Source organism: Thermochromatium tepidum ATCC 43061 (assembly GCF_009664085.1).
In the GTDB taxonomy this organism is placed as follows: domain Bacteria; phylum Pseudomonadota; class Gammaproteobacteria; order Chromatiales; family Chromatiaceae; genus Thermochromatium; species Thermochromatium tepidum.
In genome coordinates, this window is the sequence record NZ_CP039268.1 from 1217003 (window position 1) to 1243714 (window position 26712).

Consider the following 26712-nt stretch of genomic DNA (forward strand, 5'->3'; position numbering starts at 1 on the left):
CATGTCACACCTCGATGTTCGTCACTGTCCCGCCCTGTTCGTCGCCGCCTGCGCCTCCGGTCAGGGTAAGACTACAGTGGTTGCGGCGCTCGCCCGGCATCATCGCCGTCTCGGACGGCAGGTGCGGGTGTTCAAGACCGGGCCGGATTTTCTCGACCCCATGATCCTGGCGCGCGCGAGCGGCGCCGAGGTCAGCCCACTGGATCTGTGGATGGTCGGCGAGGCGCTGTGCCGGCGCAAGCTCTATGAGGCGGCGGGCGAGGCGGACCTGATCCTGGTCGAGGGGGCCATGGGGTTGTTCGACGGTACACCTTCGGGCGCCGATCTGGCCGCGACCCTGGGGCTGCCGGTCGCGGTCCTGATCGATGCGCGCGGCATGGGTCAGACCCTGGGTGCGCTGGCGCTGGGTGTAGCGAGCTATCGGCCCACGCTGCGTCTGGCCGGGATCGCGGCCAACCAGGTCGGAAGCCCGCGCCATGCCGAGATGATCGCAGCGGGCCTGCCGGAGTCGGTGCACTATCTGGGCGCGATCCCGCGTCTGACCGAGGTCGCCTTGCCGAGCCGGCATCTGGGTCTGGTCCAGGCCGCCGAGATCGCGGATCTCGACCACAGGCTCGATGCGGCGTCCGAGCGGCTCGCCGGGCTGGCGCTCGCCGAGTTGCCCAAACCCCTGGAGTTTGCACCCCCGGAGCCCGAGCCCGAACCTCCGGGTCAGTGGCTGTCTGGATGCCGCATCGCGGTCGCGCGCGATGCGGCCTTCTCCTTCCTCTATGCCGACAATCTGCGTCTGCTCGAGGCCCTGGGGGCGAGGCTCAGTTTCTTCTCGCCGCTCGCCGACCCGGACGTCAGCGCCGATGCCATCTATCTGCCCGGTGGCTATCCTGAGCTGCATCTGGAGGCGCTCGCCGCCAACACCGGCATGAAACGCGCCCTCCACGCCCATGTCGCGTCCGGACGACCACTCTATGCCGAGTGCGGTGGGATGCTGTATCTGGTCGAGCAACTGACCGACCACAGCGGACAGACGGCCGACCTGGTCGGCTTGCTGCCGGGGCGTGCCCGGATGCAGTCGCATCTGGCCGGACTCGGGATGCAGTCGCTCGACACGCCGTTCGGTCGTCTGCGCGGTCACAGCTTCCATCACTCGACCCTGGAGACGCCGCTCGCGCCGGTCGCCTTCAGCCAACGTCAGCGCGACGGCCGGCCGGGCGAACCCGTCTATCGTCTGGGATCGCTCCAGGCCAGCTATCTGCACCTCTATTTTCCATCCGCGCCGCGGGCCGCCGCAGCGCTATTCTCGGCCTGACAGGGCGGTGCGCAGTCGCAGACTGTTGGTGACGACGAACAGGCTCGACAGGCTCATGGCGCCGGCGGCGAGCATGGGATCGAGCTGCCAGCCGGTGAAGGGCCAGAACACCCCGGCAGCAAGCGGAATGAGCGCGACGTTGTAGCCATAGGCCCAGACGAAGTTGAGCCGGATGGTGCGCAGGGTGCGGCGTGCCAGTACCACGGCATCGGCCACAGCGCGCGGGTCGCCGCGCATCAGGACCACGGAGCCGGACTCGATCGCGATGTCGGTCCCGGTACCGATGGCGATGCCGACATTGGCCTGAGCGAGCGCCGGAGCGTCGTTGATACCGTCGCCGACGAAGGCCACGCACCGCCCTTCGGCTTGCAGACGGGCGATCTCGGCGGACTTGTCGGCGGGCATGACCTCGGCCAGCACGCGCCTGATGCCAAGCTCGCGCGCGATCGACTCGGCGGTGGGGCGTCCGTCACCAGTCAGCAGGGTGATGTCCAGGCCCTGTTCGACCAGTCGCTGGATGGCCTCGCGGCTGCCGGATTTGATGGGGTCGGACACGCCCAACACAGCGATCAGCCGGCCGTCGACGGCGACATGGATCGGTGTCGCCGTTGAGTTCGAGCGGGTCGTAAGCGCGTTCGCCGGCTCCAGATCTACCCCAAGCTGTTCCATCCAGCGCCGCGCGCCCACGACGACCATTTGGCCATCGACCTTTGCTTGAATGCCAAGCCCTGGATGCGCCTCGACCTCACCGGCATCGCTCAGACTCAGGCCACGCGCCCGCGCCGCGGCGACGATGGCTGCACCCAGCGGATGCTCAGTGTGCTGCTCGACGGAGGCCGCTAGTGCCAGTGCCGCGTTCTCGTCCAGACCAAAGGCCGTCAGCTCGGTCAACGCCGGCCGACCCTCGGTCAAAGTGCCGGTCTTGTCGAACACTACCGTATCGACCCGCGCCAGGGTCGAAAGTGCCGCGCCCTGCCGAAACAGCAGACCCAGACCGGCCCCGCGCCCAGTGGCGACCAGGATCGCCGTCGGGGTCGCCAGCCCCATGGCGCAGGGACAGGCGATCAGCAGCACGCTGACGGCGGCGACGAAGGCGTGATTGAGCGCCGGCTCAGGTCCCAGCCACAGCCAGACGCCGAAGGTCAGGACCGCGATCCCGATGACGATCGGCACGAACACCGCCGCGATACGATCGGCCAACCGTTGGATCGGCGGCTTACTGGACTGCGCCTCCTGGACCAATTGGACGATACGCGCCAGCACCGAGTCGGCGCCGACATGCGTGGCGCGATAGCGGAAGGCGCCGGTCTGGTTGAGCGTGCCGCCGATGACCGCATCCCCCGGCCCCTTGCGCACCGGAACCGGCTCACCGCTGATCATGGACTCATCGACATGGCTTGCGCCCTCGATCAGGAGGCCGTCGACCGGGATGCGCTCACCTGGACGCACTAGCAGCACATCACCCGGAATCACGGCCTCGGACGGGATCTCGGTCTCGCCCGCGGCGTCGAGCACGCGCGCGGTCGGTGGCTTTCGATCGAGCAGACGCCGGATCGCCTGCGAGGTGCGGCCCTTGGCGATCGCCTCCAGATAACGCCCGAACAGGATCAGGGTGACGATGACGGCGGCGGCCTCGAAATAGAGATGTGCCGTCCCGGTGGGGAAGAGCTGGGGTCGTGTCAGGGCCAGCAGCGAATACCCATAGGCCGCACCACTGCCGAGCATCACCAGGCTGTCCATGCCCGGACTGAGCTGCGCGAACTCCTTTATGCCGCGGTTGAAGAAACGCCGACCCGACCAGAACACGACCGGCGTGGCCAACAGCAGTTGCAGCCATTGCCAGACCGTCATGGGCGCCAGCCGTTCCATGAGCTGATGCAATCCGGGCAGCGACATCGGCCCCATGCTGAGGAGCAGCAGCGGCAGACTCAGGGCGGCGGCGAACCGCAGATCGCGCTTGAGCCGGTCGAGCTCGCGTGCCTGCCGGGTCTCGTCGCTCTCCTGCGGCTGATCAGGCAGGCGTGCCTCATAGCCCGCCGCGCGGATGGTCTGGGCAAGGCGCTCGCGGCTCACCGTGGCCGGCAGATAGACGACGCTGGCCGACTCGGTGCTCAGGTTGACGTTGGCCTCCAGCACACCCGGCACGGCCCGCAGCCGACGCTCGATGCCCGCCACGCATGAGGCGCATCTCAACCCGCCGATGCCAAGACTGATCGATTCGGTCACGGGCACATAGCCGGCCGCGCGCACCGCCTCCAGCAGCTCAGGCACCGAGGTCTGCTCGAAACGCACCAGGGCCAGCCCCGAGGCCAGATTGACCTCGGCTGACTCCACGCCAGGATGATTGAGGATGACACGCTCGACCCGTGCCACACAGGAGGCGCAGTTGAGGCCATCGACACCGATTCGCAATTCTTGGGTCATGTGTAGAGATTGATGCTGATTCGACGAGGCAAGTTTCATAGACCCTCCGCAAGGAAACCCGCGACTTGAGTCGCGGGAGGAATTGCGGGCGCACGAAGTGCACCATGTGGTGTATAATGCACCGCAAGCGTGGTCTCCGGGCGCACGCAGACTGCAACGCCAGTCGAAACCTGGCCCGGATTGGCAGCGGGGCCCCGCTGCCAAGGGCGGCTGTAAACACGCCCAATGTTGGGGATGCGGTCAACCATGTTTGCTGCGTCTCACAATAAAGCCTTCGACTTCAGTCGAGGGTTGTTTACCGTGGCGACCGCGTTCAGCGCGGCTTGACGGCAGTCAGGAGCGTGACCGGCATGGCGGTGCGCCAGCCGTCGAAGCGCCCGAGCGGGGCGGCGTGCGCGACCGAGATCCGGGTCAGCTCGCCGCCGATACGGGCGCGCAGCTCGACCAGGAAGGCCTCGCTCTGGACCGTGACCGCGTTGGCCACCAGACGTCCGCCGGGCTTGAGCGCCGACCAACAGCGCTCGGCCAGTCCCGCAACCCTGAGTCCACCACCGATAAAGATGGCGTCGGGCGGCTCCAAGCCGTCCAGGGCCTCGGGCGCGCGTCCGGCGACCAGGATCAGATCGGGCACCCCGAGTGCCTCGCGATTGCGTTCGATGAGCGTGCAGCGCCCCGCATCCGACTCGATGGCGATGGCGCGACAGCGCTCGTCGGCACGCATCCACTCGATCCCAATCGAGCCACAGCCGGCGCCCACGTCCCACAGCAGTTCGCCCGGACTGGGGGCCAGACGCGCCAGGGTCGCGGCGCGCACATCGCGCTTGGTCAACTGGCCGTCGTGTTCATAGGCCGCATCCGGCAGAGCGGTGCGGCGCGATAAGGGGAGGGTGTCTGGATCGGGCCGACATTCGACCGCGATCAGGTTGAGCGGGTCACACTCGGGGTGGTCCCAGTGGGCGGCCTGACCCTCGATCCGTCGCTCGGCACTCCCCCCGAGACGCTCCAGCACCGTCAGCCGGCTTGGGCCATAGCCGCGCGCGGTCAGTTGTGCTGCCAGTCGGGCGGGGGTGGCGCCATCGGCGGACAGCACCAGCAGGCGGGCACCCGTGGCGAGATGGAGATTGACCCGTGCCAGCGGGCGTCCATGCGCCGGGATCACAGTCACGTCCTGCACGGCCCAGCCGAGCCGCGCTGCCGCCAGCGAGATCGAGGAGGGCGCAGGCAGGATGCAGAGTTCCTCGGGCGGCAGGCGCTGGGCCAGCTGGGCACCGATGCCAAACCACATCGGATCGCCGCTGGCGAGAACACAGACCGGCTGACCGCGCCGGGTCAGAAGCTGGTCATAGGCCAGATCGAATGGGGTCGGCCAGGGGTGACGCTCCTGGCCAGGACGCTCCGGGATGAGCGCCAGATGCCGTGCGCCGCCGAAGAGCAGCCGTGCCTCGGCGATGGCCCGCCGCGCCGGCTCGCCTAGCCCGGCCAATCCATCCTCGCCAAGGCCGACGATGGTGAGCCAGGGGGAGGTCGTTGAAAACGATGTGTTGGTCATGCCGTTCATTTCAAATTCAGGATGCCGAACCGGCTGGTCGTCCCGGTGTCGTACTGAGCACAACGCTCAAACAGATCACGCCGAAACCGCGATTTGCGATTATAATCGGCCTCCTTCAGATCGAACGCCCGTCCCCGCCGACCTTCGACCCGATTTGGGCCCTCTGTCCTCGCCACTGAGGACCTGCGCCCGCTCCGCCTGACTGTGAGACCCCGGATATGATCGACTACAACCGTGATGCCCATGACATCTATCGTCAGTCCTTTGCCATCATCCGCGCCGAGGCCGATCTGAGCCGCATCCCTCCCGACCTGGAGGCGCTGGCTGTGCGCGTGATCCATGCCTGCGGCATGCCCGAGATCGTCGCCGACCTGGAGTTCTCGCCGGGCGCAGGTGCGGCGGGGCGCGCGGCGCTGGAGGCGGGCGCGGCCATCCTGTGCGACAGCCGCATGGTCGCCGAGGGGATCACGCGCGCCCGGCTGCCCGCCGACAATCCTATCCTCTGCACACTGAACGACCCGAGCGTCCCGGCGCTGGCGCGAGAACTGGGCAACACCCGCACGGCGGCGGCGCTCGAGCTCTGGCGCCCCCATCTGGCCGGCGCGATCGCGGTGATCGGTAATGCCCCCACCGCCCTGTTCCGGTTGCTGGAGCTGCTCGATGCGGGTGCGCCCAAGCCCGCACTCATCCTCGGCTTCCCGGTCGGCTTCGTCGGCGCGGCCGAGTCCAAGGCCGCGCTCGCCGCCAACAGCCGCGGTGTGCCCTTTGTGACGCTGCGCGGTCGGCGGGGCGGGAGCGCCATGGCCGCGGCAGCGGTCAACGCCCTCGGTCGCGGGCATGCCTGATCGACATGGGCAAGGGACGTCTCTATGGCCTGGGCGTGGGTCCAGGCGACCCTGAACTCATCACCCTCAAGTCACTGCGCTATCTGCGCGCCGCGCCCGTGGTCGCCTACTATGCCGCGCCCGACAAGCCCGGCCATGCCCTGACCACGGTTCAGCCCTATCTGCGCCCCGAACAGATCCGACTCCCACTGATCTATCCGGTCACGGGCCGCAGGCCCGAACCGCCCTATGATTACGAGGGCCAGATGCGCGAGTTCTACGATCGCGCGGCGCAGCGGGTGGCCGAGCATCTGGATACCGGGCGCGACGTGGCCGTGATCAGCGAGGGCGATCCGCTGTTTTATGGCTCATTCATGTATCTGCACGACCGGTTGGCCGAGCGTTATCAGACCGAGGTGGTCCCGGGTGTGTGCTCAGTGGCAGCGAGCGCGGCCGTGCTGGGTACGCCCCTGGTCTATCGCGATCAGCGTTTCCAGGTGGTTGCCGCGACCCTCCCCGAGGAGACCCTGATCGAATGGCTTGATGGCGTCGAGTCGGCGGCGATCATGAAGCTCGGCAGCCATTTCGAGAAGGTCCGGCGGGTGCTCAGACGGCTCGGGTTGCTTGGGCGGGCGCGCTATGTCGAGCGCGCGACCATGGCGGGCGAGCGGGTGTGTCCGATCGAGGAGGTCGATCCGGCGAGCGTGCCCTATTTCTCGATGATCCTGATCCCAGGCGAGCGCTGGCCGGGATCGAGCGCCAGTGCGCCTGCGTCCGTGCCGACACCTGAACGTCAGCCGCCTCGACCTGGCCGATTGGCGGTGATCGGTCTGGGGCCAGGTGCCGCCGAGCTCATGGCCCCGGCGGCGCGCCAAGAACTCGAGCGCGCCCAGGACATCGTCGGCTATACCACCTATGTCGAGCTGGCCGGACCCTTTCGCCCGGATCAGCGTCTGTTTGCCTCGGACAATCGTCAGGAGCTTACCCGCGCCCAATTGGCCTTCGAGTTGGCGGCCCAGGGGCGGCATGTCGCCCTGGTCTCGTCCGGTGATCCAGGCGTCTTTGCCATGGCGGCGGCGGTGTTCGAGGCGCTCGAACAGTCAAAGGACCCGGCCTGGCACGCGGTGGAGCTTACCGTCCTGCCCGGCATCTCGGCCGCCCAGGCCGCGGCGGCCCGCGCCGGCGCCCCGCTCGGGCACGACTTCTGCGTCATCTCGCTCTCGGACAACCTCAAGCCCTGGTCGCTCATCGAGCACCGGCTGCGTCAGGCGGCGCTGGCCGACCTGGTCTTGGCCCTCTACAACCCGCGTTCCAAGGCCCGTCCCGATCAGTTCGCCCAGGCGCTCGCCATCCTGCGCGGGCTCCGCGCCCCTGACACGCCCGTGGTGCTCGGGCGCGACCTCGGGCGCCCGGGCGAGGCCCTGACCATTACCACCCTGGATGCCGTCCAGCCCGATCAGGTCGATATGCGCACGGTCGTCATCGTCGGCTCGTCGCTGACCCGGCGCCTGCCGCGCCCCGATGGCGGTACCTGGGTCTATACGCCGCGCTGGTCGGGGCGCGCCCCACTGGCCTCAGACCCTGAACCTTTGTAGCTGCCCGAGCTGTTGCGCCGCCAACTGGGCAAGCTCGGCGGCGGCATGCTCGATCTGGTGCGCGCCCGCGGCGATCTGTTCGATGGCCTGGGCGCTATTGACCAGATTGCGATCCACCTCGGTCGCCACCGCGCTCTGTTCCTCAGTGGCGCTCGCGATCTGGGTATTCATGTCGCGGATGCGCGCCACGGCGGCGCTGATGTTGGTCAGCGCCTGCTGGGACTGGGCGGCCATGGCGGCATTGCGCTCGATCAGGGTACGCGCCTGCTCCATGGCCGCGACCGCCTGACGGGTCCCCTGTTGAAGCTGCTCGATCATGCGCTGGATCTCGGTGGTCGAGTCCTGGGTGCGGCTGGCCAGGGTGCGGACCTCGCCCGCGACCACTGCAAAGCCCCGACCCTGCTCGCCGGCGCGCGCCGCCTCGATCGCGGCATTGAGCGCCAGCAGATTGGTCTGGTCGGCGATGCCGCGGATCACATCCAGCACCTGGCCGATGTTTTCGGCCTCCTGCGACAGGTGTGCGACCGCAGCGGCGGTGGACTGGACCTGGTCGGCGGTGTTCTGGATCAGCTGCAAGGCCTCGGTCATCACCGCCTGACCCTGCTGGGTGTCCTGATCGGCCGTGCGCGCCGCCTCGGCCGCCGCCGCGGCGCTCTTGGCCACGTCGGCCACGGTGGCGGTCATCTCGTTCATGGCGGTGGCGACCTGATCGGATTCCGACTGTTGACACTGGACCTGGGCATTGGCCGCGCGGCTGGTGGCCGAGAGCTCCTCGGCGGCGGCGGCCACCCGTTGGCTGGCGGTCATGGCCTCGGCCACCAGGTCGCGCACCCGGCGCTGGAAACGGTTGAAGGCGGACGCCAGCTCGGCCAGCTCGTCGCGCCCGGTCTCGGGCAGGCTGCGGGTTAAGTCCCCCTCGCCCTCGGCGATGTCGCGCATGGTGTCGGTCGCGGTGCGCAGCCGCCGCACGATGCTGTGTGCCAACCAGGACATCCCAGCCACACCGATCAGGACGGCGAGGACTACCAACCCTAGCATCAAGGCGGCCGCCTCGCGGATCTGGGCCGCGGCGGCCTCGGCCCGGGCCTGGATGTTTGACATGGGCAGCATGACCTCGACCGCCCAGGGTGTCCCGGTGAGGCCGATCTCGACCGGTGCTAAGGCCACCAAACGCTCTGCCCCGTCCAGCTGGTCCGTCAGCTCCAGGGTCTCGCCGCGGGCGATGGCCTGCTTGATCCGTTCGCCCTGGGGATGGACCTTGGCCAGGTCCTGGCCGATCCATTCGGGATGGGCGCTGCTTGCGACCACAGTACCGCGATGGGCGAGGATGGTGACCTGTGCCGTCCCATCAAACAACCGGGCGGCGGCGGCCTTGACCCCCTGTTGCAAATCATCTAGGCGCAGGTCGATGCCGACGATGCCGCGAAAGGCACCCTGGCGCAGCACCGGCGCTACCAGCGAGGTCAACCACACCTCCTGCCCCTGTACCGGATAGCGATAGGGGTCGATGATCACCTCGCGTTGGGTGCGCTTGGGGAGCTGGTAATAGTCGCCTGGCCCCGGCTGGTCATAATCGAGCAAGGGCTCGAGCGCCAGGGTGCCGTCTGGGGCGCGGTTCCAGTAGGGGATGAAACGCCCGCTCCCATCCGTGCCTGGGGTGTTGACAAACTGGGCATCGCGCCCATCGAAGGCATTGGGCTCCCAGGCGGTATAGACGCCGAGAAACCCCGGGTTTTCGCGCAGGATGGACTTGAGCATGAAGTTGATGTCGTCGCGCGAGTAAAAAAACAGCCGATCGGCCGAGAGACCAGTGGCGATCACCCAATCCCAGTCCCGGATCAGGCGTCCATAGGCGAGCTTGGGGCGCAGCTGGCCCGTACCCGGGGCAGGCCACAGATAATGGACATAGCCCTCGCCATCGTCGTCGACCGCGCGCGCCAGGGCCGCGAGTAGGTTCTCGCCGCGCCCCAGGGCGGTGTTGAACTGGGGGCTATTGCCGATCTGACCATTGAGCTCGGGTCTAAGCGGGTGCATGAGGGTGCGCGGGATCGGCTGGGTGCGATCCTGGACCCAGAGATAATTGCCCTGGTCATAGCGCAGGTTGGCCAGGAGCCTCAGCGCCTCCTCCTGGGCCCGCTTGCGCGGCATCGTACCGCCCTGTTCGGCGGCCAGATAGGGCGCGATCAGCGACTCGGCCAGATCGACCGCGATCTGTAGGTGGTTGAAGCGCTGGCGCAGGCGCTCCCAGTCCTCGGCGGTGAACTGGTCATTCTCGGGGTGCGCCGCAGATACCAGGGCCTGGGCCAGGGTGCGGGCGGCATCGAGCGGGACCTCGAGGGCCGCCTTGATCCGGGCCGCCTCACCGCTGGCGGCATTGAGCGCAAGCGCCTGGGCGTTCTGCAATTCCTTGGCGCGCTGGTCATCGGCCATCCGCTGGAGCTCGGTGACGGCATAGCCGCCGATCACGACCCCAAGGGCGACCATGGATACGCCCGACCACAAGGCGATGCGAAAGCCGATGGAGTGGGGATTAAACATATAGAACTCCATGAGTTTTATCGATTTTTGATACCCAAGCCGGGCGGGGCCCGCTTCAAGCCCCAGACAGGTCTATCCAGTCTGCAGGGCGCGGATCCAGTTCAAGGCTGCCTCCACGGTTGTCGCTTGAGCGAGCGCCTGGGGGCGCGCCGGGCGCTCGAGCATGATGACCCTAATCCCGCGCTCACGCGCGGCGACCAGCTTGGCGGCGGTGGCCTCGCCGCCGCTGTTTTTGCACAGGATGGTATCGATCCTCTGGGCATCAAGCAGGGCACGTTCGTCATCGAGCGCGAAGGGGCCGCGCGCATAGACCCATTCGGCCTGGGCAAACTCAGGTTTGGGGTCGGGCGGGCTGACCAGCCGGATCAAGAACCAGAGGTCGTCGAGGGCGGCAAAGGGGGCCAGCTCCTGGCGCCCGATCGCAAGCAGGACACGCCTGGACCCGAGCTGGCGCAGGGCCGCGACCGCCTCGGACCAGGTCGCTACCCTCACCCAGAGGTCGCCCGGTCCAGGCTGCCAGGGCGGGCGTTCCAGACGCAGCCAGGGGACACCCGTCAGCCGGCAGGCCGCGGCCGCATTCCAGCCCATCTGGGCCGCGAACGGGTGGGTGGCATCGATCAGGGCGCGGATCGAGCGCTCCTTGAGATACCGCACCAGCCCCTCGACCCCGCCGAAGCCACCGATGCGCGTCTCGCCCGCCGGCAGGCGCGGATCGGTGGTGCGCCCGGCGAGCGAGTTGATGAGGTGCCACTCCGGGTACCCGGCCAGGCGCTCGGCCAGGGCATAGGCCTCGCTCGTCCCACCGAGGAGCAGCAGATTGGCCGGCATCGGGCTCAAGGCAGGCTGATGCGGGTCATGACGCCGTCCTTGAGGCGCCAGTGCTTGATCCCAGCGGCCATGTGGACCAGGACCACCAGGGCCAAGGCCAGGGCGCCCAGACCGTGATAGAGGAACAGGGTCTCGCCTAGTTGCTTGTTCTCGGGGAGCAGTCCCGGCAGTTCGAGTCCGAAGAACTGGACCGGATAGCCCGCGGCCGAGGTCGCCAGGGCCCCGCCGATCGGTACTGCGAGCGAGAGCAGATAGAGCAGGACCATCGTGACCCCGCTGACTAGGCGCTCGAGGACCGTCAGGGGCGGGTCATAGGGCGGGGGCGGGGTGCGCCGGCGCAGCCACAGCCGGACCAGGGTCAGAGCGAGCACCAGGATCCCGATGCTCTTGTGATACAGAAAGAGATTGGCCGTGACCTGGGGCCCGGCCAGCCGTTCCAGGCCCTCGTAACCGAGCGCCCAGAAGCTCAGTCCACCAAGGAGCATGCCGAACACCAGGGCGACGATCAGCCAGTGCAGTAGGCGTTGGGTGAAGGTGTAACGATTGATGGTCAAGGTCGTCTCCTTGCGATGCGAGGCTGGGTTGACGAAGGGGTTTCGACGACGACTGCGGTCGAGTATCCGACCGCCGGTCTATCTTAGCTCAGGACCTGTCTCTCGGCATGGCGTGGCGGTCGCGTGCCGCGAGCGCCAGGGCAGCGGCGCGATAGCCGGAATGGACGAATTTGCTGTAAGGCAGGAGCAGAAAGAAGGCGAGCACGGCGCCGAGATGGACGATGAGCAAGAGGGGCATCGCTGGGGTCTCGCGCCAGACGAGCAGCGCCAGCCCACTGGACGCCACGACGAACAACAGCCACAGAAACGCACAGTCGAGCCGACGTGACTCGGGGGCGAGCGGCGCAGGATCGGCACGCCACTCGATCCAGGCAAGTCCGGCTGTGGCAACTAGTAGGGCGCTTCCGCCAAGCGTGCCGAGCAAGACAGGCGCACTCCAGAAGGGGTAGGGCGCTTGCAGACCCAGACCATGATGATAGAGGGTCGCGCTCAGGGTGGCAGCGAGGCTCAGCGCCAGTCCGCCAAGCAGGACCTGATGCAGCCAGCGCCTCCAGGGCGAGAAGCCCGCGTTGCGATCGTTGCAGCCCACACCACCGCCCCTCAGATTGCGCAGTTTGAGGATATCGACGAGCGCATGCAGCCGTGCGTCTCCAGGCGGCACCAGGTCGCGTGTCGCTTTAGACCCTGGGTGGGTCAGCCTCCAGTAGCGACGCCAACCGATCCCGAGCGCTAGCGCCGACCAGCCGAGCGGCAGGAGGCCGATCCCGACCATCACCTCCCAGGGCAGCACGTGATAGAAGGCCCCGGGTCCGGGCGCGGCCCTCGGCCAGCCGGGGTCCGGATCGAAGGCCAGTGCCAGGGCGAGCACGAGCAGGATGGCGCCGAGTGTGACGCCGATGACCGTGGCGTGCGGATGGTCCAGAAGCGGTGCGAAGGCCCTGGGCCAGACCTGATCGCGATAGCCCTGATGGCGCATCCGCGCCAGGGCGTGCGGGACATTGACGGCAAAGACGTGGGGCGGGGCGTATTGGCAGGCATGGTAGCAGTTGCGACAGGCATGACAGAGGTTGGCCAGGTGGATCAGATCGGCCTCGGTCAGGGCCGGGCGGCGGCGCGCCGCCTCGAAGAGGTCGCAGAAGCCGTTGCAATAGCCGCAGGCGTTACAGATTCCGAGCACGCGCCTGGCCTCGGCCTGGATCTCAGCGGCGGACATGGCGTGCTGCCTCTGCGCCGGCCAGGCGCCCAAAGACGATCCCGATGCTCAGTGCCAGCCCCGAGACATAGCCGCGCGGCATGAGGTTGGGGGCCATGATCATCCCAGCGGCAAAGAGATTCTCGACTACGCCGCCGGTGCTCAACCGCACCCGCGCCCGTTCATCCACCGCGACCCCTTGATAGGTGAAGGTGATCCCGGGGCGCATCGGATAGGCCGCGAAGGGCGGTTCGGTCAGCGGATGGGCGCGGCTGGTCTTGGGCGGGTCGAGACCGACCGTGTGCCAGTCGTCGTGCGCAGCGTTCGGCGGACGGACCGCGGCATTGTAGGCGGCGACCGTGGCCTGGAGGCGGGTCGCCTCGATCCCGAGCCGGGACGCGAGTTCTGCGAGACCATCGGCTAGGATCGGTGGATAGAGGGCGGGCGGGGCGGCGCGTAGTCCGCGTGCATCCAGGATCAGATAACCGATCTGATCTGGCCAGTCTGCCAGACGTCGGCCCCAGAGCGCATAGCGGGTCGAGGCGGTATCGCCCCCTTCGTCGTGGCGGCGACATCCATGCGCGTCGACCACGATCCCCTCGGGCATGGCGCGCACCCGGGTGACGATGCCGCCATCCTCGGGCGGCGAGCGCGCATCGACCGCGACCAGATAGGCGCCCCTGGGGTCACCGACCGGCTGGACACCCTGGCGCAACAGGTCCTCGAGCAGCTTGCCGTCCGCAAAGGGCGTGCCGCGATTGATGAAGCCAGCCGCGGCGGCTCCCCAGTGCCGGCGCAGCCAGTCGCGGTTGGCCTGGGCGCCGCCGCAACAGGCGATGAGGGTGCGGGGCCGCAGCGGGTACGAGGCCCCCCCCAGAGAGGCCATGACCGCGACAAGCCTTCCTGACTCGATCACCGGATCCCGGATCTCACAGCCATAGCGGATCTCGACCCCTAGCTGCTCAGCGAGCGTATAGAGCCGGTTGAGCAGGGTCTTGCCGCCGCCGAGCAGGAAGGCCGTGCGGCGCGACTCGGGGAGCTCGCCGCCGGCGATCGGCTGCAGGGGCACACCAGACTCGATCAGCCAGTCCTCGATCTCCGCCGAGCGTGCAACGAACAGTGGCCCCAGGACCGGATCGGCCCTGCCCTCGGTTGCACGCACCAGGTCGGACCAGAACTCGGAGGCGGGATAGGCGCCCGGGGTAAAGGCGGTGGGGGCGTCGTGGCTGAGACGCAGATTGCGCGCATGGCGCGTATTGCCGCCGCGCAGCGGCTTGGGTGCCTGTTCGGCCAGGAGCACCGAGCAGCCGGCGCGGCGCGCCGTGATGGCGGCGCACAGGGCCGCCGCACCGCCGCCGATCACCAGGACGTCTGGATCGGTCGATCGGAATGGGCCTGGGGCGCCTGGCCGATATGGACACAAGAAGGCGAAGAGGTTTGACAAGGGTGGGTGCGGATTAGAAAAATACCCGTCCTTTGCCTTGCCAACATATACGGGGATCGTTGCGCCATGCAAGAGAAGACTTCATCGTCCCGTCGGCCGGGCAAGGTCTGGTTCGTCGGGGCCGGACCGGGTGCGCCGGATCTCATCACCGTCCGCGGCAGTCGGTTGCTGGCCGAGGCCGGGGCCATCCTCTACACAGGTTCATTGGTGGCCGAGACCGTGCTGCAATGGGCCTCACCCGAGTGCGAGATCGCCGATTCAAAGTCGATGGATCACACCCAGGTCACGGCCTGGCTGCTCGAGCGCGCCTGGCGTCACGACACAGTGGTGCGACTCCAGACCGGCGACCCGACCCTCTATGGCGTGCTCGCGGAGTTGGCGCGTCCACTGGATGCAGCCGGGGTACCGATCGGGATCGTGCCTGGGGTGTCCTCGGCCATGGCCGCCGCGGCGGCGGCTGGCGAGTGTCTGACCCTACCCGAGATCACCCAGACCGTGATCTTCACCCGCTTGTCCGAACGCACCCAGATGCCAGAGCGCGAATCCCTGGTCTCGCTCGCCGCGCACGGCTGTACCCTCTGCATCTTCCTCTCGATCGAGCGCATCGAGGCGGTGGTCGAGCAGCTGATCGCCGCCGGCTGGACATCCGAGGCGCCCGTGGTGGTGGTGCACAAGGCGACCTGGCCGGACGAGGAACTGGTGCTGCGCGGCACGCTCAGCGACATCGCGGCGCGCTGTCGCGCGGCCAAGGTCGATCGTCAGGCGCTGATCCTGGTCAGCCCGGCCCTCGGGGCGCGCGCCCAGACCGAGTACAGGCCATCCAAGCTCTATGACGCCGCCTTCCCACGCCGTTTCCGTCCGGCGCGCGAGGGAGGCTGATCCGGCTGCCCCCTGTGGATCGAGGACAACGCAGTCTATCGCCTGACCCGCCGGGGGCGCGATCCTGGCCGCCGTCTTCAAGCGCCTGCATCGCAGGCTTCAGCACCTGCCGGCTCAACCGCAGACGGCGCGCGCCGGCACGCGCCGAACTCGATCGGCCGGACGCCGACGGCTTCGGGTACAACCTGCTGGCACTCATCCATGACTGAACATCTGATCCTCATCCTCGGCGCCTGTCTGCTCGATGCGCTCCTCGGCGATCCGGTCTATCCGCTGCATCCGATCCGGATCATCGGTCACTGGATCCTCGTCTGCGAGCGCGCCCTGTTCGCGCTGGGACTCAAGGGTCGACTCGGCGGCGTGATCCACTGGGGGCTGGTGGTCGGGATGGCGCTCGGGGTCTGGGTCGGCGTTCGTCTCGGACTCGCGGCCATCCATCCTTGGCTCGCCTGGGGCTGGGATCTATTCATCGCCTACAGCCTGCTCTGCACCCGCGAGCTTTTGGAGCAGGGTTGGCGCATCCTGCGCGATCTCGACGATCTGCCGGCGGTGCGCCGGAGGCTATCGCTCCTAGTGGGGCGCGACACTGAACCGCTCCAGCGGGATGGCGTGGTGCGCGCCACGCTCGAAAGCCTCTCGGAAAATCTGACCGATGGTGTGCTCACGCCCCTGTGGACACTATGTCTGTTCGGTCTGCCCGGATTGATCCTGGTCAAGGCGATCTCGACCCTCGACTCCATGGTCGGCTACAAGAATGAACGCTACGCGCGTTTCGGCTGGGCGGCGGCGCGCAGCGATGACCTGATCCATTGGCTACCGGCGCGGCTGTCGGTGCCCTTGCTGGCGCTTGCTGCGGCGCTGTTACGCGAGCATCCGTGGCTTGCCTTCCGCGCCGCCTGGCGCTATCACGCCCTGCTGCCTAGCCCCAACTCCGGTTGGAGCGAGGCGGCCTGTGCCGGGGCCTTGCGGGTGCGTCTGATCGGCCCCGTATGGCGCCGGGGGCGCCTGGTTACCGCGATCTATATGGGCGACCCCGATTGGCCGTCCGAGCTCGATGCCGCCGATCTGCGGCGCGGACTGCGGCTGATCCTGACCGCCTGTCTCCTGGCGGTTGCGGTCGGGCTGAGTCTGGCCGTCTTGGTCCCTGGGGCCTGGCCTCACAGCAGACCCTGACAGATATCGTTCTGACAGCGGATCAGAAAGCTGTCGCTCCCCTGGCAGGGGACCTTGTAGACCTCGCCGTCCTGACGCGATTCGATCAGCTGTGAGCCGCTCGTGGTGACCTGACAGCCGCGTTGCCTGGCATATTGTTCGGCCTTGGCCGACCAGAGCAGCCGGGGGCTGGCCGCGGCGGGGACCGGCTCGACCCGGGGCAGGGAGACCAGGGTGTCGCGTGTCGCCACAGGTGGAGCTGCGACAGGCCCAGGCGGCTCAGGCAGAGGGGTTGGGGGCGAGCTGGCATCGACCACGGGGGCCGCCGCCGGCCTGGTATAGCCAGGGCTGGGCATGGTGGGACGGGGCGTATAGGTTGGACGTGGGATGGCCGAATGGTCGATCTGGGCCTGTGATCTGGCGCCTGCATCCCCAGGTGCCGGTGTGGTGTCACTGGTCGGTGGGGATGTGGGCGGAAGCGCCTGAGCCGTCTGGATGTCGTCGCCTTCGTCTCTCAAGGGTTTATGACTGGGTGGGGTGTTTGGATCCTTCCAGGCATCATCCCAACCTCGGCTCGGCGGGACGGCACGCGCCAAGCGCTCGCGATACCGGATCCAGCGCTCACGCAATGAGTCGAGCGATTGCATGAGCGTGTCGCGGAACGGCTCGGTGTAATCGATGCGCTCGGCTGGGTGTCCGGCATAGGGCGGTGTGACCAGCTCGGCCAGGGTGGCAACCTCGATGCCGCCGCCGGTGTTTTTAAGCAGGGTCGTGACCTCGACCGTCGAGCCGGGCTTGGCCGCCACGCCCGGAATCGCCTCTACCGGGCGCTCGATGACTAGACGCTCGTTGTCCAGATCGACGTGCTTGACCGTCCAGCCGCGACTCCGGGCGGCACCGAGTGCCAGAGACCTCACCTCGGCGGCGGTTGCGCCCGGCAGCATCAGCCGTGGCAGATCGGTGGTGTCGATCGGGACCGGACCGCTCGCCGGTACCGATGCCTTGGCATCGAACCTTGGCTGGGTCGCGCACGCCGAGAGCAACAGGGATGACATTGCGATACAGCAGGCAATGGCCTTCAAGCGTGGTTTCACTTCAAGCCTCGTCAGGCTCGGCAAGGGCCGAGCTCGTTACTAAGTAAGGATAGAAACAGGGGAGGACGGTGTATGGGCGGGTGCCGGAACCCATGGCCGCACATGCCATGGCCCCGCCGAACTATATAATGGTCCGCGACGCGGTTACAATGGGGCCGGTGCCTCTCCAGGCTAGTGTCGATAGTGCTCCGTATTTGCGTCTGCTGTGGTTATCATTAGCGCCATGCTCGATCGAGCCAGGAAATCATAAATTGCGGGCACTGATCACCTTCTTCGTCGAACTCTGTTTGCTGCGCCGTCCACCCCAGGATCTGCCGGCCTCCAAGGTGTTGCTGGGGCTGACTCTGGTATCCGATCTGGTGGTCGGTCTTTTGGTCGGTGTCACGGCTGGACTCCCCTGGCTGACGAGCCTGCTCCAGGGCGTCGCCGAGATCCTTCTGATGATGACGGCGCTCTATGTGGCCCTGACGCAACTCAAGCTCCGAGCGCGTTTCCTGCAGTCGGCCACGGCCCTGCTCGGGAGCGGGGCGCTGCTTGGGCTCGTGGCGATCCCGCCACTCAGTCTCAACCCGACCGGCAGCCAGGAGAGGGATTTGGCAGCGCTGGGCGCCTTCATGCTGCTGGGACTGGTGATCTGGGGCATCCTGGTCACAGGTCATATCCTGAAACATACCTTTACTATTACGCTCGGTCAGGGGACGGCGATTGCGCTTGCCTTCCAGATCGTGGCGGTCACGCTCGTCACCAGTCTCTTCAGCAGTCTTTGACCTGCTCGGCGCCCCGGTGTACCGATCCTTCCGCCGGCCTACCAATCCTTCCGGACGTCATTCATGCATCTACACATCCTAGGAATCTGCGGCACCTTCATGGGCGGGATCGCCCTGCTGGCGCGCGCATTGGGCCATCGGGTCACGGGGTCGGATGCCAATGTCTATCCGCCCATGAGCACCCAGCTGGAGGTCGCCGGGATCACGCTCATGGAGGGCTATGAGGCGGCGCATCTGGATCCACCGCCCGACATCGTGGTGGTCGGCAACGCCATGAGGCGCGGGATGCCGGTCATCGAGTCCATGCTCGATCAGGGATTGCGCTATTGTTCCGGACCCCAGTGGTTGCGCGAGAATCTGCTCGACGGGCGCTGGGTGTTGGCCGTGTCTGGGACGCACGGCAAGACGACCACGGCCAGTATGCTGGCCTGGGTGCTGGAGGACGCGGGTCTGGATCCGGGGTTTTTGATCGGTGGGGTCCCTGTCGATTTCGGTGTCTCGGCACGCCTGGGGTCGGCCCCTTTCTTTGTCGTCGAGGCCGATGAGTACGACACCGCCTTCTTCGACAAGCGCTCCAAGTTCGTCCATTACAAGCCGCGTACCCTCATCCTCAACAACCTGGAGTTCGACCACGCCGACATCTTCGACGATCTCTCGCAGATCCAGCGCCAGTTTCATCATCTGATCCGCACGGTTCCGGGCAGCGGACTGATCGTACATCCGGCGGGCGTCCCTGCCGTGGATGCCGTCATCGATCTGGGCTGCTGGACACCACGCGAGACCTTCGGCAGTGCGGGCGATTGGCGCGCCGAGCTGATCGAGCCGGACGGTTCGCGGTTCAGGGTCCGGCTGCAGGGTGCCGAGGTCGATGTCGTCAACTGGGGTCAGAGCGGATTGCACAATGTCCAAAACGCGCTCGCGGTCCTGGCCGCCGCACGTCATGCCGGGGTTCCGGTTGGCGGAGCGATCGCCTCGCTCGGGCGCTTTCAAGGCGTGAAGCGGCGGCTGGAGTTGCGCGGCGAGGTGGCGGGTATCCGGGTCTTTGACGACTTTGCCCATCACCCCACCGCCATCGCCACCACACTCGATGGGCTGCGCCGCCGGGTCGGTCCAAACCAGCGGATCCTCGCGGTGCTGGAGCCGCGTTCCAACACCATGCGTCTGGGGACGCACAATGCCGAGTTGGCCGGATCCCTGATAGCGGCCGATCGGGTCTATGTCCATGCACCGGGCGATCTCGGCTGGAATGCGGCAGAGGTGCTCGCCGGCCTGGGTGAGCGTCTGGCGGTGCACGACGCCATCGAGCCGATCTTGACCCAGGTGGTCGCCGACAGCCGACCGGGCGATCAGGTCCTGATCATGAGCAACGGCGGATTCGGCGGTATCCACCAACGGCTCCTGGAGGCGCTGCGTGTCGCTTATGGCGTCTGAGTCCGCCCCTATCGTGGACCCAGAGCGTGACTGGCCACGCACGATCACGCTCGCCTTCACCGGGGCATCCGGCGCGGCCTATGGTCTGCGATTGCTCGAATGTCTGATCCGCGCCGAGGTTCGGGTCTATCTGTTGATCTCGCAGGCGGCCCAGGTCGTTATCAAGATGGAGACCGGACTCGACCTTCCAGCACGCGCCACTGAGGCCGAGTCGTTCCTGAACGAACGGTTTCAGGCCGAGGCCGGACAGCTGCGGGTATTCGGGCGCCAAGAATGGACGGCGCCCGTGGCCAGCGGCAGTCATCCGGCCGAGGCGATGGTGGTCTGTCCCTGTACCACGGGGACGCTGGGGCGGCTGGCCGCCGGGCTGTCGAGCTGTCTGATCGAGCGTGCGGCGGATGTCTCGCTCAAGGAGCGTCGCCCGCTGATCTTGGTGGTACGCGAGACGCCGTTTTCGACCATCCACCTCAAAAACATGCTGCGGCTGGCCCAGGCCGGGGCGACCATCATGCCGGCCAATCCAGGTTTCTATCACAACCCAGTCCGAATCCAGGACATCGTTGACTTCATGGTCGCCCGTATCCTGGATCATCTGGGCGTGGCGCATACACTGGTCAAACGCTGGGGCGATTATGAAGGTGGCCCATAAAGACCATCGGGCAAGAAGCTTCGAGCAGCCTTCCAGCAAGGCGTGAACGATAGAACGCCTTCAAAGCCCTGGCCCTGTCAAGCTGGATCTCGGCGAAGCGGGTCGGCGGGTTTGTTAGGGGCGCCGTAAGGCGCGATCGCGGTGCCCCTCCCCACATCAATCGCCAAGATCGCGGCTCAAGCCGCCCTGACCGCCGCTCTACGGCACGAGCAAGAGTGGCAAGGGCGCCCTCAGGCGCGATACACATCTTTTTTAGGGCCGGGTTATTAAGCGCAAGCCCTGTGTGGGTACGAATCTTTTACCTCTCGACTGTCGACAACAGTGGCGCAACTCTTCAGTATTAACTGCTTGACCGAGCGACCAACGTCGGGCGATCGGCTACTCCCAACTTTCAAGGATCTAACGACATGGCTAAGACGATTCTAACCGTGGACGATTCGGCGTCCATCCGACAGATGGTCTCCTTCACACTGAAAGAGGCCGGTTATACGGTCACTGAGGCGGTCGATGGACAGGACGGTCTCGAGAAGGCACGCGCCGGCACATTCGATCTGATCTTCACGGACCAGAATATGCCGCGCATGGATGGACTGACCCTCATCAAGCAGCTGCGTGCCCTGCCGGCGTATAAATCCGTGCCGATCCTGATGCTGACGACAGAGTCGAGCGATGCCATGAAGAGCCAGGGCCGGGCGGCGGGTGCGACCGGCTGGCTGGTCAAGCCCTTCGATCCGACCAAGCTGCTGGAAGTCGTCCGCAAGGTGATCGGTTGATCGAGACACGCCAAATCTGAGGCCGCGCCAAATCTGAGGGGTATGGGTCATGAGCATCGACATGAGTCAGTTCTATCAGGTGTTCTTCGAGGAGGCCGGCGAGAACCTGGCAACGATGGAGAGCCTGTTGCTGGAGTTGGACGTCGAGGCGCCCGACCTGGAGACCCTCAACGCCATCTTCCGCGCCGCCCATTCGATCAAGGGGGGTGCTGGAACCTTCGGCTTCAGCGACATGGCCGAGGTGACCCATGTGCTGGAGACCCTGCTCGATCGGCTGCGCAAGCAGGAACTGGCCCCGACGGTCGAGATGATCGATGCCTTCCTCCAGGCCGGCGATGTGCTCAAATTGCAGCTGCAGGCGCATCAGGAAGGTGACGAATATGAAGATCCGCACGTGGCCGAGGTCTGCGAACAACTAGAACGGCTGGCGCGCTCGGATGAAGGACGCGCTGAGGCTCGGGCGTCATCGGCACACGCCCCTCAGGCGGCAGACATGGGCACGTGCTGGCGTCTCGCCCTTGCCCCGGGCAGCCTTGGGCAGGGCGAACGTCAGGCACTGCGGGAGGCGTTGGGAGAACTGGGGCCAGTTCAGGATCTCGGCGAGGATGCGACAGGGCGTTGCCTGTGGTGTCTGACCACCACAGCCGGGCGCCGCGCGATCGAAGAGATCCTGGCCTTCGTCTGCGAGCCGGGGCAGGTCGAACTCGATACGGTCGAGCTTCCAGCCAGAGAGCCGCTGGCTGGAGGCCAGTGGCTGGAGGCTGACGCGGGGGGCTATGGTCTTTTCACCGACGCGCCCGGCCTGCAAGGCGAAGCCTCTGACGCGGCCGCGTCCGCACCCGAGCCGGGTCGTGATGCGCTCGGCTATGGCTTCTTTGAAGGTGCACCTGGGACCGAAGGTGTTTCCCAGGAATCGGACGACGACAGCTTGGACACCACGCCGGATCAGCCCCGGGACGCCAATCTCCAGGTCGAAATCCAGGAATCCGACGGCTACGGCTTCTTCTGCGATGCCCCTGGCAGCGAGGCCGCGCTCGATCAGGAACATCCGGGTTATGGATTCTTCGGCGGCAGTCCAGGGATGGAGCGGGTGGCCGCCGTGGCCCGGCAGGATCGGCTCGACGACGAACTGGGGTTCGGATTCTTCGACTCCGCGCCTGGATCGCCCGAGTCGCGCGCGCAGGCCGTGGCGGCGCCGGGCAGCGCTGTCTCGGCCCAATCGAGCCCGACACGCGAGCCTCGCACCGCGCCGGGCAACGCGCCCAGACGTCTGGCCACGACCGATTCCTCCATCCGGGTCAGCGTCGAGAAGGTCGATCAGCTGATCAATCTGGTCGGCGAACTCGTCATCACCCACGCCATGCTCGCCGACTCGGCCGCCGGACTCGACCCTGTGGTCCATGAACGCATCATGGCGGGTTTGTCGAGCCTGGAGCGCAATTCGCGCGACCTGCAAGAGGCGGTGATGTCGATCCGCATGATGCCGATCAGCTTCGTCTTCAACCGCTTCCCGCGCGTGGTGCGCGACACGGCGGCCAGTCTCGGCAAGAAGGTCGCGCTCAAACTGATCGGAGAGGACACCGAACTCGACAAGGGGCTGATCGAACGCCTGGCCGATCCGCTCAACCATCTGGTGCGCAACAGCATCGACCACGGCATCGAGCGCCCCGAGGTCCGTCGGGCCGCCGGCAAGCCTGAGACCGGCGAGATCGTGCTGCGCGCCAGCCATCGTGGTGGCAGCGTGGTGGTCGAGGTGATCGACGACGGCGCCGGACTCAATCGCGATAAGATCCTGGCCAAGGCCGCCAAGAGCGGGATCCTAGTCCCCGAGAACCCCTCGGACAAGGATGTGTGGCAACTGATCTTCCAACCCGGATTTTCGACCGCCGAGCGCATCACAGACATCTCGGGGCGCGGTGTGGGCATGGACGTGGTGCGCCGCAACATCGAGGATATGAACGGACGGGTCGAGGTCGACTCCAGGGCCGGATGCGGCACGCACATCACCATCCGTCTCCCGCTGACGCTGGCCATCCTCGACGGACTCTCGGTACGCATGGGCGAGGAGATCTTCATCCTGCCGCTGACCGTGATCCAGGAGTCGATCCAGCCGCGCCCCGAGCAGTTCAAGACCGTGGTCGGCAAGGGGCGCGTGGTCAAGATCAACGACGAATACCTGCCGCTCGTGAGCCTGCACGAGGTCTTCAACAGCGGACGATCCGAGCCCGATCCGCTCGACAGTATCCTAGTCATCGTCGAGACCAACGAGGGACGCGCCGCCGTGCTGGTCGACGAGCTGGTTGCCCAGCATCAGGTCGTCATCAAGAGCCTGGAGACTAATTATCGCAAGGTTGAAGGCGTCTCGGGCGCGACCATCATGGGCGATGGGCGCGTGGCCCTGATCCTGGACGTCGATGCCCTGGTGCGGCTCAGCCGCCGGGGTGTCTAGCCAAGAATGCACACCCAAACGAAAGCCAAGTGGAGAGCGAGACCATGAACGACGAACGCCGGCAGGGCAGCGCGGTTGCAAGCGACAGCGCGCGCGAGTATCTGACCTTTACCCTGGGCGAGGAGGAGTACGGTATCGACATCCTCAGGGTCCAGGAGATCCGTGGCTATGACACCGTGACCAAGATCGCCAACTCGCCCGACTTCATCAAGGGCGTGATCAACATGCGTGGCATCATCGTGCCCATCATCGATCTGCGTCTGAAGTTCCATCTCGGGCAGGTCGAGTACAACCAGTTCACGGTGGTGATCATCCTCAATATCAACGGGCGCATCCTGGGGGTGGTCGTCGACGGCGTCTCGGACGTCATTGCCCTGCGCGGCGATCAGATCCGTCCGGCACCCGAGTTCGGCTCGGTGCTCGACACCGCCTATATCGATGGTCTGGCCACGCTCGACGAGCGCATGATCATCATCGTCGATATCGAGAAGCTCATGACCAGCCAAGAGATGGGGCTGGTCGATCAGACCCAGTCGGCGGCGGCCTAAGCGCGACGACATGGCTGAGAACGCAGCGTTGATGCGTGAGCGCGAGTTTCATTTTACGCCCCGCGACTTCGAGCAGATCCGGCGTCTGATCTATGAGCACGCCGGGATCGCGCTCGGTCCGGCCAAGATGGACATGGTCTACAGCCGCATCGCCCGGCGTCTGCGTGCCACCGGGCTGACCAGCTTCGCGGAATATCTGGCGTTGCTGGAGGCCGACCCAGACGAATGGCCGCAATTCATCAATGCGCTGACCACCAACCTGACCGCGTTCTTTCGCGAGTCGCATCATTTCCCTGTGTTGGCTGAACATGTGCTGGGGGTCTGGCGTCAGGGGCGCCGTCTGATCCGGCTCTGGTCCTCGGCCTGTTCGACCGGCGAGGAGCCCTATTCGATGGCCATGACCCTGATCGAGGCCTTCGACTCCTGGACGCCGCCCATCCAGATCCTGGCCACTGATCTGGACACCAATGTGGTACAGCAGGCCGCCGAGGGCATCTATGCGCTGGATCGGGTCGAGAAGCTGCCCGCGGCCCAGCTCAAGCGTTTCTTCCTGCGCGGCAAGGGGGCACGGGCCGGTCAGGTCCGGGTCCGCCCCGAGGTGCGCGCCCTGATCGAGTTCCGTCCCTTCAATCTGCTCAGCGCGCACTGGCCGATGCGCGAACCCTTCGACGTCATCTTCTGCCGCAATGTCATGATCTACTTCGATAAGCCAACCCAGGCGAGGATCCTCGCGCGCTTTCACCCGCTGTTACGTCCGGACGGATTGCTGTTCGTCGGTCATTCGGAGAGTCTGGCCCATGTCGCCCATCTCTTTCGCCTCAGGGGCAAGACGGTCTATGCCCCGGTCCATCCCCACTGAGATGTGATCGCCATGCAGCATGGATTCGAAGAGGTCTTGGCACCCAATCTCTACTATGACCGCCACTTCGGGATGGATGCGGTCAAGATCCTGCCGGGCGAGTACTATGTCTCGACACGCGAGATCCTGATGGTCACGGTGCTGGGTTCCTGCGTCTGCGCCTGCATTCGGGATCGGGTCCGGGGGATCGGCGGTATCAACCATTTCATGTTGCCGGACGACAAGCGCGATGACAACGAACGCTTCGGCCGTTCGCTGCGCTATGGCGACTATGCGATGGAGATCCTGATCAACCAATTGATCAAACTCGGCGCGCGCCGATCGAATCTAGAGGCCAAGGTCTTCGGCGGTGGCAATGTGCTGCCGGGCTTCAAGAACCATGTCGTCGGCGAGCGCAATGCCGAGTTTGTGATCGACTATCTGGCCACCGAGGGGATCCCGGTGGTCGCCAAGGATCTGCTGGGCAACTATCCGCGTAAGGTCTATTTCTTTCCGACCAGTGGTCGCGTCCTGGTCAAGAAACTGCGCAGTATGCACAACGACACCATCATCGAGCGCGAGCTCAGTTACAGTGAGACGCTGCGTCGGGCGAAGGTCGAGGGTGAGGTGGAGCTCTTTTCATGAATGGGCTATGGAGTCGAGTCGTGACGATGCTGGGGGCGCTCAGGCTACACTGGCCGCCGCTGTTGTTGAGCCTTGTGGTATGGCTACAGGCCGTGGTGTGGCCAGATCTGGTCCCGGGGTGGGTGGGCCTGCTACTGCTGGTCTTCGCCTGGCCGCTCTGGATCGTCTTGCGGCCAGAGCGAGAGTCGGTGGACGAGGTCGGGTCACGCGGCGACCTCGGTGATCAAGCCAAAATGGCGGAGTACGCCCTCTGGGAGACCGTGGTTGAAACCGACCGGCTCTTCAGTCCACTGGTCGAAGAGCTCCACGACTCGATGCGTCAGGCCCGCGATCTGATCAGCCATGCGATCAGCGATCTCCATGTCAGTTTCAATGGGCTGTTGGATGAAGCCAGGGCCCAGCAGCGTCTGGTGATGGGTCTGATCTCCCAAGGCGATCAGGTCGATCAACCCCAGGGCAAACTGATCGATATGGACGACTTTCTGAGGGCCAACAGCCTGCTTTTGACCGACAACATCGAACGCCTGATCGAGATGAGTAAACAGAGTATCCGGGTCGCGCATCAGATCGATGATCTGTCGGGTCAAATGAGCCTCATCTTTGATCGACTCGATGGGGCCAAACGTATCGCCCGCCAGACCAACCTGCTCGCCCTTAATGCCGCCATCGAGGCAGCCCGCGCCGGTGAGTCAGGGCGCGGGTTTGCCGTGGTGGCCCAAGAGGTCCGCAAGCTGTCCCAGGATGCCGCCCAGTTCAACGAGGAGATCCGTCAGCAGATCGAACAGGCCCAGGCATTCTTCGCCGAGACCCGCGAGATCGTCGGTCAAATGGCCTCTCAGGATATGAACGCCTCTATTAGCGCCAAGGGGGCGATGGATGACATGATCGCCCAGGTCCAGCAGCTCAACGCCCGGACCTCGTCCGGGCTTGATGAGCTCAACCGGATCGCCGATCGATTCCAGGCCAATGTCGGGACCGCGATACGCTTGTTACAATTTGAGGATATCGCCCGTCAGGTGTTGGAGCGGGCCGAGGTGCGGATCGCGTTGTTCGGACGTTTCGTCGCCGAGTTATGCCGGATCCCACGCGGTGAGATCCGCTCCCAAGCCGACATCGAGCAGGCCAAGCAGCGTCTAGAGCTGCTGCGAACCGAATTGATCGCGACCGACCATCGCCCCGTGACCCAGCGCTCGATGGAGGGAGGTGACATTGAGTTTTTTTGACGGACTCTCA

At 66.0% G+C, this 26712-nt stretch carries 23 protein-coding genes and 1 pseudogene; 16 read left to right on the forward strand and 8 right to left on the reverse strand.

The features are described 5' to 3' along the window. The first annotated feature begins 1 nt into the window (after position 1). Positions 2-1306: a cobyrinic acid a,c-diamide synthase CobB gene (locus E6P07_RS05610; protein WP_153976154.1), complete on the forward strand. Its 1305-nt coding sequence runs from the start codon at positions 2-4 to the stop codon at positions 1304-1306. Here the strand turns inward: E6P07_RS05610 and E6P07_RS05615 are convergent. Together E6P07_RS05615 and cbiE are read right to left on the reverse strand one after the other, a co-directional pair. Beyond that, positions 1292-3730, reverse strand: a complete 2439-nt coding sequence (locus E6P07_RS05615; protein ID WP_153974702.1) for a heavy metal translocating P-type ATPase — start codon at positions 3728-3730, stop codon at positions 1292-1294. The genes E6P07_RS05610 and E6P07_RS05615 overlap by 15 nt on opposite strands. Positions 3731-4043: 313 nt before the next feature. Next, on the reverse strand, positions 4044-5288 hold the full coding sequence (gene cbiE, locus E6P07_RS05620) for a precorrin-6y C5,15-methyltransferase (decarboxylating) subunit CbiE (protein WP_425505150.1): 1245 nt from the start codon (positions 5286-5288) through the stop codon (positions 4044-4046). A gap of 209 nt (positions 5289-5497) precedes the next feature. On the opposite strand from cbiE, the gene E6P07_RS05625 reads away from it, so the two are divergent. The 3 genes and pseudogenes from E6P07_RS05625 (at position 5498) to cobJ (ending at position 7698) form a co-directional block, all read left to right on the forward strand. Continuing rightward, the gene (locus E6P07_RS05625) at positions 5498-6124 is read left to right on the forward strand and encodes a precorrin-8X methylmutase (protein WP_153974704.1); all 627 of its coding nucleotides are present in this window, start codon (positions 5498-5500) and stop codon (positions 6122-6124) included. 5 nt (positions 6125-6129) lie between these two features. Then, positions 6130-6843, forward strand: a pseudogene (locus tag E6P07_RS14180) (precorrin-2 C(20)-methyltransferase); the annotation flags it as partial. A gap of 36 nt (positions 6844-6879) precedes the next feature. Beyond that, positions 6880-7698, forward strand: a complete 819-nt coding sequence (cobJ, locus tag E6P07_RS14185) for a precorrin-3B C(17)-methyltransferase (protein ID WP_425505158.1) — start codon at positions 6880-6882, stop codon at positions 7696-7698. Here the strand turns inward: cobJ and E6P07_RS05635 are convergent. From E6P07_RS05635 to tcuA, 5 genes are all read right to left on the reverse strand, one after another. Next, positions 7678-10236 (reverse strand): methyl-accepting chemotaxis protein, encoded by a 2559-nt coding sequence (locus tag E6P07_RS05635; protein WP_153974706.1) that lies wholly within the window; start codon positions 10234-10236, stop codon positions 7678-7680. The genes cobJ and E6P07_RS05635 overlap by 21 nt on opposite strands. A 72-nt stretch (positions 10237-10308) precedes the next feature. Further along, positions 10309-11064, reverse strand: a complete 756-nt coding sequence (locus E6P07_RS05640) for a cobalt-precorrin-6A reductase (RefSeq protein WP_153974707.1) — start codon at positions 11062-11064, stop codon at positions 10309-10311. Between the two features lie 5 nt (positions 11065-11069). Then, a complete protein-coding gene (locus tag E6P07_RS05645; RefSeq protein WP_153974708.1) occupies positions 11070-11618 on the reverse strand; it encodes a cytochrome b in 549 nt (182 codons plus the stop codon). An 88-nt stretch (positions 11619-11706) separates the two neighbouring features. Beyond that, positions 11707-12831 carry a tricarballylate utilization 4Fe-4S protein TcuB gene (tcuB, locus tag E6P07_RS05650; RefSeq protein WP_153974709.1) on the reverse strand — a complete coding sequence of 375 codons (1125 nt, stop codon included), beginning with the start codon at positions 12829-12831 and terminating at the stop codon, positions 11707-11709. Then, positions 12818-14173, reverse strand: coding sequence for an FAD-dependent tricarballylate dehydrogenase TcuA (gene tcuA / locus E6P07_RS05655; protein WP_246172946.1), 1356 nt, complete (start codon positions 14171-14173; stop codon positions 12818-12820). The genes tcuB and tcuA overlap by 14 nt, the downstream gene beginning before the upstream one ends. Positions 14174-14320: 147 nt before the next feature. Here tcuA and cobM point away from each other — a divergent pair, with 147 nt between their 5' ends. Genes cobM through cbiB form a run of 3 tightly spaced genes read left to right on the forward strand, consistent with a single transcriptional unit; the run spans position 14321 to position 16306 of the window. After that, entirely contained in the window at positions 14321-15133 is an 813-nt protein-coding gene (cobM, locus tag E6P07_RS05660) for a precorrin-4 C(11)-methyltransferase (protein WP_153974710.1), read from the forward strand. Positions 15134-15147: 14 nt separating this feature from the next. Next, positions 15148-15342 carry a hypothetical protein gene (locus tag E6P07_RS05665; protein ID WP_153974711.1) on the forward strand — a complete coding sequence of 65 codons (195 nt, stop codon included), beginning with the start codon at positions 15148-15150 and terminating at the stop codon, positions 15340-15342. Beyond that, on the forward strand, positions 15335-16306 hold the full coding sequence (cbiB, locus tag E6P07_RS05670; protein WP_153974712.1) for an adenosylcobinamide-phosphate synthase CbiB: 972 nt from the start codon (positions 15335-15337) through the stop codon (positions 16304-16306). The genes E6P07_RS05665 and cbiB overlap by 8 nt, the downstream gene beginning before the upstream one ends. On the opposite strand, the gene E6P07_RS05675 is transcribed toward cbiB, so the two are convergent. Continuing rightward, positions 16291-17379 carry a hypothetical protein gene (locus E6P07_RS05675; RefSeq protein WP_153974713.1) on the reverse strand — a complete coding sequence of 363 codons (1089 nt, stop codon included), beginning with the start codon at positions 17377-17379 and terminating at the stop codon, positions 16291-16293. The genes cbiB and E6P07_RS05675 overlap by 16 nt on opposite strands. A gap of 251 nt (positions 17380-17630) precedes the next feature. Here E6P07_RS05675 and E6P07_RS05680 point away from each other — a divergent pair, with 251 nt between their 5' ends. The 9 genes from E6P07_RS05680 to E6P07_RS14010 all read left to right on the forward strand — a co-directional run bounded on the left by E6P07_RS05680 (position 17631) and on the right by E6P07_RS14010 (position 26702). Beyond that, positions 17631-18146, forward strand: coding sequence for a hypothetical protein (locus tag E6P07_RS05680; RefSeq protein ID WP_153974714.1), 516 nt, complete (start codon positions 17631-17633; stop codon positions 18144-18146). A 63-nt stretch (positions 18147-18209) separates the two neighbouring features. Beyond that, positions 18210-19577 (forward strand): UDP-N-acetylmuramate:L-alanyl-gamma-D-glutamyl-meso-diaminopimelate ligase, encoded by a 1368-nt coding sequence (gene mpl, locus E6P07_RS05685; RefSeq protein WP_153974715.1) that lies wholly within the window; start codon positions 18210-18212, stop codon positions 19575-19577. Between the two features lie 10 nt (positions 19578-19587). Continuing rightward, positions 19588-20226, forward strand: a complete 639-nt coding sequence (locus E6P07_RS05690) for a flavin prenyltransferase UbiX (RefSeq protein ID WP_153976156.1) — start codon at positions 19588-19590, stop codon at positions 20224-20226. A 407-nt stretch (positions 20227-20633) separates the two neighbouring features. Beyond that, positions 20634-20999: a response regulator gene (locus tag E6P07_RS05695; protein WP_153974716.1), complete on the forward strand. Its 366-nt coding sequence runs from the start codon at positions 20634-20636 to the stop codon at positions 20997-20999. A 49-nt stretch (positions 21000-21048) separates the two neighbouring features. Then, positions 21049-23448: a chemotaxis protein CheW gene (locus E6P07_RS05700; protein ID WP_153974717.1), complete on the forward strand. Its 2400-nt coding sequence runs from the start codon at positions 21049-21051 to the stop codon at positions 23446-23448. A gap of 44 nt (positions 23449-23492) precedes the next feature. Continuing rightward, positions 23493-23996 carry a chemotaxis protein CheW gene (locus tag E6P07_RS05705; protein ID WP_153974718.1) on the forward strand — a complete coding sequence of 168 codons (504 nt, stop codon included), beginning with the start codon at positions 23493-23495 and terminating at the stop codon, positions 23994-23996. Between the two features lie 10 nt (positions 23997-24006). Next, the gene (locus E6P07_RS05710) at positions 24007-24855 is read left to right on the forward strand and encodes a CheR family methyltransferase (RefSeq protein WP_153974719.1); all 849 of its coding nucleotides are present in this window, start codon (positions 24007-24009) and stop codon (positions 24853-24855) included. 12 nt (positions 24856-24867) lie between these two features. Then, the gene (gene cheD, locus E6P07_RS05715; protein WP_153974720.1) at positions 24868-25479 is read left to right on the forward strand and encodes a chemoreceptor glutamine deamidase CheD; all 612 of its coding nucleotides are present in this window, start codon (positions 24868-24870) and stop codon (positions 25477-25479) included. After that, the gene (locus E6P07_RS14010) at positions 25476-26702 is read left to right on the forward strand and encodes a methyl-accepting chemotaxis protein (protein ID WP_153974721.1); all 1227 of its coding nucleotides are present in this window, start codon (positions 25476-25478) and stop codon (positions 26700-26702) included. Before cheD ends, E6P07_RS14010 begins: the two co-directional genes overlap by 4 nt. Positions 26703-26712: the final 10 nt, after the last annotated feature.